The sequence below is a fragment of the Alkalibacterium thalassium genome, assembly GCF_900101165.1.
Classification (GTDB): domain Bacteria; phylum Bacillota; class Bacilli; order Lactobacillales; family Carnobacteriaceae_A; genus Alkalibacterium; species Alkalibacterium indicireducens.
Map to the genome: position 1 here is coordinate 21,966 of NZ_FNFK01000021.1, position 9,742 is coordinate 31,707.

At 41.5% G+C, this 9,742-nt stretch carries 8 protein-coding genes; 1 reads left to right on the forward strand and 7 read right to left on the reverse strand.

Annotation, left to right across the window (positions count from 1 at the left end; all coding sequences use genetic code 11):
- Positions 1 to 38 precede the first annotated feature (38 nt).
- The 7 genes from xerD to BLR76_RS06150 form a co-directional block, all read right to left on the reverse strand.
- Positions 39 to 947: a site-specific tyrosine recombinase XerD gene (gene xerD, locus BLR76_RS06120; RefSeq protein WP_245683049.1), complete on the reverse strand. Its 909-nt coding sequence runs from the start codon at positions 945 to 947 to the stop codon at positions 39 to 41.
- Positions 928 to 1,413: a ferric iron uptake transcriptional regulator gene (gene fur / locus BLR76_RS06125; protein WP_091266814.1), complete on the reverse strand. Its 486-nt coding sequence runs from the start codon at positions 1,411 to 1,413 to the stop codon at positions 928 to 930. The genes xerD and fur overlap by 20 nt, the downstream gene beginning before the upstream one ends.
- Before the next feature lie 102 nt (positions 1,414 to 1,515).
- Positions 1,516 to 2,382, reverse strand: coding sequence for a CvfB family protein (locus tag BLR76_RS06130; protein ID WP_091266817.1), 867 nt, complete (start codon positions 2,380 to 2,382; stop codon positions 1,516 to 1,518).
- A 153-nt stretch (positions 2,383 to 2,535) separates the two neighbouring features.
- On the reverse strand, positions 2,536 to 4,293 hold the full coding sequence (gene pyk / locus BLR76_RS06135; protein ID WP_091266819.1) for a pyruvate kinase: 1,758 nt from the start codon (positions 4,291 to 4,293) through the stop codon (positions 2,536 to 2,538).
- A gap of 82 nt (positions 4,294 to 4,375) precedes the next feature.
- Complete coding sequence (gene pfkA / locus BLR76_RS06140; RefSeq protein WP_091266821.1) at positions 4,376 to 5,338, reverse strand: 6-phosphofructokinase; 963 nt, start codon at positions 5,336 to 5,338, stop codon at positions 4,376 to 4,378.
- A 204-nt stretch (positions 5,339 to 5,542) separates the two neighbouring features.
- Positions 5,543 to 8,863 carry a DNA polymerase III subunit alpha gene (gene dnaE, locus BLR76_RS06145; RefSeq protein WP_091266823.1) on the reverse strand — a complete coding sequence of 1,107 codons (3,321 nt, stop codon included), beginning with the start codon at positions 8,861 to 8,863 and terminating at the stop codon, positions 5,543 to 5,545.
- A gap of 86 nt (positions 8,864 to 8,949) precedes the next feature.
- Positions 8,950 to 9,291 (reverse strand): metal-sulfur cluster assembly factor, encoded by a 342-nt coding sequence (locus tag BLR76_RS06150; protein ID WP_091266826.1) that lies wholly within the window; start codon positions 9,289 to 9,291, stop codon positions 8,950 to 8,952.
- A 217-nt stretch (positions 9,292 to 9,508) separates the two neighbouring features.
- Between BLR76_RS06150 and BLR76_RS06155 the strand changes: the two genes are divergently transcribed.
- The coding region (locus tag BLR76_RS06155) for a hypothetical protein (protein WP_143009200.1) at positions 9,509 to 9,742 on the forward strand (234 nt) is incomplete at its 3' end.

A 9,742-nucleotide genomic window follows, 5' to 3' on the forward strand; every position in this document is an offset into this window, starting at 1 on the left:
TTATATATGATAGATTTTTTATCATTTACTCATCTTATTCAGGCTCTCGGATGGTATTTTCCATAAATATCCTTTAAGCGATGTTTGGTAATATGTGTATAAATCTGTGTTGTAGACACATCGGAATGCCCCAGAAGCTCCTGAACTACTCTTAAATCTGCGCCATTCTCCAGAAGATGAGTAGCAAAGGAATGCCTCAAGGTATGAGGCGTAATCGAAGCCCTGATTCCCGCTTCCTGTTTCAGTTGTCTGATTTTTTTCCACACCCCTTGCCTTGACAAGGGTGCCCCCCTGGAATTGAGAAAGATAACGGAGGTTTCTTTCCTTGCCTTGTTCAATAAAAATGGACGCGCGCTTTCCATATAATACTCAAGCCACTTGCACCCCATTTCACCAATTGGAATGAGTCTCTCCTTATTCCCCTTACCAACGATTTTAATCAGTTTCATCGACAGATGAATATCCTCAGTCGTCAGTTCGATCAGTTCAGTGATCCTGAGCCCCGATGCATAGAGGACTTCCAGCATTGCACGGTCTCTTATTCCTAAAGGTTTCGTTGTATCCGGCGTTTCCAGCAGCCGGTCTATATCGTTCATAGAAATAATTTTAGGCAGTGTCTCAGCTTTTTTTGGCGTCTTGACATACAGCATCGGATCTTCTGAAGTGAGTCCTTCCTGCTTTAAAAACTGATGAAATTTTCTCAGACTGGAAAACTGCCTGATTATCGTATTATCTGACTTATCAGATTGTCTTTCCTCACTAAAGAAAGAGAGGAGAACATAGCGATCGATCTCCTCCCAGCTGACTATCCCTTGTTTGTTCAAATAATCTACGTAGTGTTTGATATCTCTCTGATAACTCTCAACAGTGTTAGGAGCCAGCCCTTTTTCAACCTTGAGATAGATGAGATAATCTTCAAGCGGTTGTCTATCCATTGACATTGACATCGCTCTCATCTTCCTTGTCCTGCTCTGCACAGTTTCTGCAGATTCCGTGAAAAGTCAGACGATGGTCCTTAACGAGAAAGTGATAATCTCTTTCAATTTCCTTTTCGATTTCAAACAGCATATCCTGCTTCACTTCTTCAATGCTGCCGCATTTAAGGCAGAGTAAGTGATGGTGCTGATGTTTGTCACTTCCCATGTTCAGGTCGTACCTGGCAATCCCGTCCTGAAAAGTCAGCTTGTTGATGATCTGCAGCTCTGTAAGTATTTCTAGCGTTCGGTAAACTGTAGCTAGACCGATGCCGGTATTCTTGGCCTTGACTAGCAGATAAATTTCTTCTGCACTCAAATGGTCCTTTTCTTTTTCAAGCAGCACTTCCACTGTCAGTTCCCTCTGTGGAGTCAGTTTAAATCCGGCTTTATGAAGCTTTTCCTTGATTAGTTTAAATGAAGAGTCTAGTTTTTTCATGATGAACTCCCTTAGTTGATAATGATTACAAAGTATTCCGATTATTCATCTTATTCTTTAGAATAAGTATAAAATAATCGACACTAAGTCTCAACTACTATTCTAGTCCTCTTCAGGCATTCTGATCAGATTAGTCCCATTATCATCCTGATTGACCAGTCCCTTTTTCATCAGCCTGCCGACAGCACGTTTGAACTGGCCTTTGCTGATACCGAACTGCTGTTTTATAACTTCCGGATCTGTTTTATTATGGAAAGGAATAGAATGGTCTTCTGAACGCTTAAGTACTTCCAGGAGCATCAATGCATCTTCTTCCATCACTTCATGTGCTCTAGGTTTTAGTGAGGTATACAGTACCCCATCTTCTCTCAGACCGATAACTCTTCCTGAAATAGTTTCTCCCAGTTTCGGTTCCTGCTCCCGTTCACTCGGATGCACAAACAGAATGTGCTTATCTTCAGTGACCGCATACGTTCCGCTTTTCTTCAAGTGAAAAACAATGCCGCTTACATTATTGTTATGCATGTCTTTCGTGCCTTCTACGTAGTCTTCAAAGAACGCCTCTTCATCTGCTGGTTTCCCCCAGATACGGTCTTTAGAGTCTGTTGTAACAGTCAGATAAAGCCTGTTTCCTTCTTTAGGCCACAGTCTTCCTTCGGCAGGCAAGTCATCCATTGAGACGACTACATCCTTTTCTTCCCATCCTATATTCACAAATACGCCAAGTTTACGATTGACTTTAACGACCTCTCCCCATCCGTATATCCCTGGTCGAATCGCTGGAATATCACTGGTAAAAACCAGCTGATCATTTTTGTCTGAATAGACAAAGCCTTTCAGTACGTCTCCAATTTCAGCAGAGTCGCCGGACAGCACTTTGTATGTGATTCCGTCTTTTTGTACAAAAAGCTGATCATTATGCTTATCTGTGACTATAGCGGTTATTTCTTTAGCTAAATTATTATTCATGTTTATCTCCTTTATTTCAGTTTAAAAAAGACGAGACAATGACTTGGAAGAATCATTATGGACAGCTGAGTCAGCAAACAGAGTATGTCCGATTCCTATCAATCATTATCTCATCTTTTTTTGATGTTTATATCATTTCTTTCGTTAAATCAATTAGATGGCAGTTGTCGCTCCACGGTAGATGATTCCACGTCTTGCGTCAACAGTGATGAGCTCATCCTGTTCAATCAGTTCCGTAGCATTTTCTGCAGAAACGATCACTGGGATACCCATTGCGATACCGATAACAGCGGCATGAGAAGTCAGTCCGCCTTGTTCTACAACGATAGCTGCAGATTTTTCAATAGCCGGCAGATAATCCTTGTCAGTGTTCTTGACAACCAGTATGCCACCTTCAATTGCTTTTTCCATAGCTTCCTCAGCAGAACCGGCCACAATTGCTTTTCCGATAACTGATTCAGATCCGACACCTTGACCGCTTGTCAGTTTAGATCCGATAAGCTGAATCTTCATAACGTTAGTCGTTCCACGCTCACCTACTGGAACACCTGCAGTAATAATGATCAGGTCGCCTTCTTTAGCGTACCCTTTCTCTACAGTAGTCTGAGTAGCCAGGTTGAACATGTCGTCAGTTGATGTCGGTTTCTCAGATACAGTCGGCTGTACTCCCCACTGCAACGCCAGTCCTCTAGCTGTTTCTTCACTGAATGTAACCGCAAGGATGTCAGCTTTGGGTCTGAATTTTGAAATCATGCGTGCAGTATGTCCTGATTCAGTAGCAGCAACAATTGTTGAGATGTTCAGGTTTTTAGCAGTATGCCCTACAGCCTGACCGATTGCTTCAGTCATGTCGTTCTGATCGTAAGCCTTAAGTGCAAATGTATCTTGGTTAATCAAAGCAGCTTCAGTACGTATAGCAATGTTGTGCATTGTCTGTACAGCCTCTACAGGATAATCTCCTGCAGCAGTTTCTCCTGAAAGCATGATTGCATCCGAGCCGTCAAAGATAGCATTCGCTACGTCTGAAGCTTCAGCTCTTGTCGGACGAGGATTTGTCTGCATTGAATCCAGCATCTGAGTTGCTGTAATGACCGGTTTACCTGCATCGTTACATAGGCGGATCATACGTTTTTGAACAATTGGCACGTCCTCAGTTGGGATTTCCACACCAAGGTCACCACGAGCAACCATCAGTCCATCAGAAATCTTAAGAATTTCTTCCAGGTTGTCTACACCTTCCTGGTTTTCAATCTTAGGAATGATCTGAACATGCATTTTGTCTTCTTTTTCAAGTATTTCAGTAATTTCAAGTACATCAGAAGGTCGTCTGACAAATGAAGCAGCAATATAATCTATATTGTTCTCCAGTCCGAACATGATGTCAGAACGGTCTTTGTCAGTCAGTCCAGGCAGATTGACTGACACGCCAGGAACGTTTACACCCTTTTTATTCTTAAGATCTCCTGTGTTCTGAGCAGTAGTAACAATATCTTCGTTTTCACGATCGATATCTGTTACCATCAGGTTGATCAGACCATCATCTAGAAGAATGCTTGAACCAGGAGTGACATCGTTGATCAAGTCCGGATAAGTGACTGAGAAACGCTCATTTGTTCCTTCTACTTCATTCATTGAAACGCGAACAGTGTCCCCTTTAGTAATGGTCACTTTTCCGTCTTTCATGTTGTTCGTTCTAATTTCAGGACCTTTCGTATCAAGCATGATACCGACCATTTTACCTGTCTGTTCAGATGCTTTTCGAATGTTGTTGATACGGTTCAGGTGCTCTTCATGATCGCCGTGTGAAAAGTTAAGTCTCGCGACGTTCATTCCTGCTTCAATCAGTTTAACTAATGTATCAAGTGATTCACTTGCCGGTCCGATGGTACAAACAATTTTCGTCTTCTTCATTATCTGACTCTCCTAAAAAATAGTATTTGGTGTTGCATTTATATAAATGATGACTTAAAGCACTCCAACCTTAGAGGTATGGTTAGTTGGATATTTCCTCATTCAACTTAAACAAGTCCATATTAGGTGTGTGAGTCATGTTGTCCAATGTTTCAACGATATCTCTGACTATGATCTTCTCGTTGACTATACCCAGACAGACCCCGCCTTTTCCTTCTTTAAGGACATCTACTGCTTTAGCTCCAAATTGAGAAGCAAGCACTCTGTCTCTAGCTGTAGGCGAACCACCTCGCTGAACGTGCCCTAGAACAGTTACTCTGACATGGAAATTATCAATAGCATCCAGCTTTTCAGCAAACTCATTGCCGCCCATCACTCCCTCGGCCAGGATAATGATGCTGTGCTTTTTGCCTTTCTCTTTTCCTTCTCGGATGTTATCAGCTACTTCTGTAATATCGAAGCCTTTCTCAGGAACAATGATCTGCTCTGCACCACTGGCAACACCAGTCCACAAAGCGATATCTCCCGCATCTCGACCCATCACCTCAATGACGAAAGTGCGGACATGGGATGTAGCTGTATCTCTGATCCTATCCAGTGCATCAAGCACTGTATTGATTGTTGTATCGAATCCGATCGTGTAATCAGTTCCTGCAATGTCATTATCGATCGTTCCGGGGATGCCGACACATGGAAAACCACGTTTAGTCAAAGCATATGCCCCGCGGTAAGACCCGTCTCCACCGATGACGACTAGTCCCTCAATGCCAAAGCGCTTAAGCTGTTCGATTCCTTTCAGCTGTCCTTCTTCAGTTGCGAACTGAGGATACCTCGCAGAATATAAGAAAGTTCCTCCTCGCTGAATCATGTCACCGACATCTCTTCGTGTCAGTTTTCTGATATCACCGGCAACAAGGCCGGCATATCCGTAATTTACACCATATACTTCCATGCCTTCATGCAATGCCTTCCTTACAACAGCACGTATGGCAGCATTCATTCCGGGAGCGTCTCCTCCACTTGTAAGAACGCCAATTCTTTTCATCTCATTTCCACCTTCAATGCAAATTTTCTTCATTCCCTGTCAGAAACTCACAGAGATATGTAAAATACCTCAGGTCATCATTCAACATGTTTCACCCTATGATATTTTACCTTAAACCATCATTTATTTACATACATTTATTATTTTATCATTTTTAACCGGTCTTGTCTTTTAAAATCCAGAGATAAACGGATTTAATGCTGATTATTTCAGAAAAACATTCTCTTTTCCTAATGCATCTATCAATTCATTGAGCAGCTCTTCGTCAGGCTGCACATTGAATTTGCTTTTAAGCTTTTCTTTTCTCTCTGTAGCAGGATCATAAATAATAACGGGTACAGACCCAGATCTTTTTGACACTATAGCTAAGATCTCCTGAAGCCTGTTTCTGTCCTGGTCAATATCCCTGATTCTTAGGAACAGCCCTTTGTGCGCAGATTCTTTTTCTATCAGCATTTCAACTGTGCTAGCAATGACGTTGATTCTATCGCCTTTCCACTCTGCTTTTCCCCTTACTTGGAGAAGCGCACCTTCCTTGCATAATCGGGAGACCCTTCTATAAACATCAGGAAACAGAATGACCGTGCCTTCACCGGAGGAATCCGACACATCCATGAAAGCCATTGGTTCTCCACGTTTAGTCTGTATTTTTTTCATGGCTTCAACCTGAATAATATAGGTAGAAAAACGTCCGGCTTCAGATACAGCAAGAAAATCAGTCGTACTCTGCGCGTATTGTTCTGTAGGATGCCCAGATAGGTAAAAACCAGTCACCTCAAACTCCTGCTGTAGCTTTTCCTTGAAAGAAAGATCAGGCAACTGTTCCATTCTAGGAGCAAGTGATTCGAAAAGTTCTGTATTCCCATTACTCATCTTGATACTGTCAATAACAGATACTAATGCATGAATAAGTGTATTTCTGTTCGTTCCCAGCTCATCAAAACACCCTGCCTTGATTAGCGGCAGGATCATCTGCTCTTTGCGCCACTTATCATCCAGCCTGCTCACGAAAGACATCAGATCCTTGAATGGGCCATTAGCTTTTCTCTCATTCATTATATGACTAAGGAACTCTCTTCTCAAACCTTTCACCGTATCCAGCCCAAAAATAATCGATCCATTGCTGACAGTAAAGGAATACCAGCTGGAATTAATAGAGGGTTTCACGAGCGGCAGTCCCCGCTGCTTAGCTTCCATTAAATACTTTCTGACCTTTTCTCTGCTATTGGAAGTGGAGCGCATAAGTGCAACATAAAATGCTGCGGGATAATGTGCCTTGAAATAAGCTAACTGGAAAGCCAGTTTTGAATAAGATACTGCGTGAGATCGGTTGAAGCCGTAATTGGCGAACCTTTCTATATGCGTGTATATCGCCTCGGCATCTTCTTCCTGATACCCTCTTTCCTTGGCGCCAGCAACAAATTGGTTGCGCCCTGCATCTATTTCATCTTTTATCTTCTTTGAAATCGCTCTTCTCAGTATATCAGCTTCTGACAAGGTGTATCCTGCGATTTTTGAAGCAACTTTCATTACTTGTTCCTGATAGACTATAACGCCATACGTGACTGATAAAATTTCTTTCAGATCATCATGAATGTATTCAACCGGTTCTTTGCCTTTTTTTCGGGCAATGAAATGATCGATCTGCTCCATAGGACCTGGTCTGTACAATGCATTGACAGCGACTATATCTTCAAATTCAGTTGGCCCAAGTTTTTTAAGTACTCTTTGTATCCCGGCAGACTCAAACTGAAAAATACCATTTGTATCAGCTGTTCTAAACAAGTCTAAAGTTTTTGGATCGTCTAAAGATATTGCTGCAAGGCTATCGTCTATAGACCGTCTGTTCAGGCCTGAAAGTGAAAGGCAATCAGCTAGTATCGTCAGGTTCTTCAATCCAAGAAAGTCCATCTTCAAAAGACCCACAGTCTCGACATCGCCCATCGTAAACTGCGTCAACGGCATGACCCCACTGCCTTCCTGAAGCGGTGTTGACAAAGTAAGAGGGTCCTTGGAGATGACAACTCCTGCAGCATGTGTGGATACATGTCTGGGGAGTCCTTCGAGTTTTACAGCTGTTTTAAACAGCATCAAATTCATCTCTGATTCCTTTACTAACCCCTTTAATTTATCTGATTCTTTATAGGCTTCTTTTAACGTGACTCCCGGGCGTGACGGAATGGCCTTAGACCATTTCTTAAGATTGTCTGTTGTCAATCCAAAAACTCTTCCGCTGTCTCTGACCGCCATCTTTGCAGCAAATGTGCCGAATGTCGCTATTTGAGCTACATGATCACTCCCATATTTTTCAAATACATACGATAAAATCATTTCTCGCTTATTGTCAGGGAAATCAAGATCGATATCCGGTAAAGTAAATCGCTCTTCATTCAGAAATCTGTCGAAAAGTAAATCATATTTTATAGGGTCCACATCTGTAATCTTAAGGACATAAGAAACTAGAGAGCCTGCAGCAGATCCCCTTCCTGATCCTGTTACGATCTGATTATCATGAGCAAATTTCATCAGATCCCAGACTATCAGAAAATAATCCGCAAAGCCCATTTTGCTGATTACCGTCAATTCTTTTGTCAGTCGTCTCTTATACCTGTCGTCATAATCAGGTACTCGCTTCGACAGCCATTCAAAGGAAATATTCTCAAGATACTGCACTGAATTTAGGTTATCTGGTGTATTAAATTCCGGAAGTCTTGTTTCCCATTCAAATGACAGCTTACATTTATCAATAAGATTGTGAGTATTGTCAAGAGCTTCAGTCAGCCCTACAGAACCATAGTAGCTTAATTGCTCGCTTTTATTTTTTAGATAACCTGATCCATTGCGATGCATAAATTCATCTTCTTCAATAGTTAAGCCGTTTTCGATCGCATGAAGAACTTTTATCGCAGACTGATCGCTTTCATCATTCAGATAAACAGATTCACTAATCACTAATGTAACGTCTACAGCATCAGCCATCTCCTGCAGACTCCTTATTTCCGACTGATAAGCATCGTCCCAGCTGATCCCTATACTTAGTGCCGGACAGTGCTCGGAAAGTGTACGTATAAACGACCGAACAGCTTCAGCGTCCTGCTTCAGACCTTCCAGCATAATACTGGTGGCAGGTAAAACGATACTCACATTCTCACTGATCGAAGATAATCGATTGATGTCAACGGTTTGATGACGAAGCATAATATCGGTAGAAAGAGACATAAGTTCCTGATAACCACTATTATTATTTGCAATCAGAACTATCTCAGTTTCTCCATCCCAGACATCGCTGGCGGTCAAATCAACAGTCAAGCCAATAAGAGGTTTCATCTTCTGTCTGACTGCTTCTTTATAAAATTCCACTGCTCCGTACATGACATGCTTATCTGTAAGTGCAATGGATGTATAGCCGAGCTTTTTAGCCTGACTGATTATAGAAGGCACCGACAGTGTGCTTTTTAATAATGTGTATGAACTGAACACTTGAAGAGGAGTAAATTCCATTCCATCACCTTCCACCTTTGACATTCCTCCAGCATTTTGAACAGAATAAAGCCCTCAATGCAGCGTATTAGGCACATGCATGCCTGTGATAGCGTCATTGAGAGCTGACTTTATCTGATTCCTAACGCAATTCTAGCATATCTGCTCATACGGGTCGTATCCCATGCTGGATACCAGACCAGTTTAACGTCAGTTTCTGTAATTTCGGGTACAGTTTTCATTGCATTAAGAATATCCTCAGTTATGACATCTGCCAGCGGACATCCCATTGTGGTCAGTGTTATTTTCATCTCGCAGTATCCACCATTAAACACATTAACTTCATATATAAGGCCCAAGTTGACAATATCGATTCCTAATTCAGGATCGATCACTTGTTCCATTGCCTGCATGATCCGATTTTTTACATCCTGAATCTGTTCATCAGTCCATACTTCAGTCTCTTTAGTCATACGCTCTCCTCCTTGTTTCTCACTTTCATTTTAACATATTACAAAGCGTGTGTTCACCTTAAAATAAAACTTTCTTTGACGATGTGACTTATCCTTTTTCACTATGTGTAAAATAGTTGTCGGAAAGTAAAATAGTAGGGCAAGAAATTAAAGTAGACAAAAAGAAAGAAGACCCTTAATCTAGAGATAACCACAAATCCAGAAAAGAGGTCTTCTTATGAATCAAATTATAGCAGAAATTGCCAGTATATTAAAGGATTCTGAAACATTAATAGACAGTGAAATACGATTAGATCAGTACCTTCCACAAGTCATGTGTGAGTTGGTTTCTAAAGCAATAGAAATGATTGATTTGGAACTAATCCATTCCTATAAAGAACGAGGATACGAAATAGAGAAAACAATGAAACGTACCGTTCAATTCTCTTACGGGGGTGTTGAAATTAGGCGA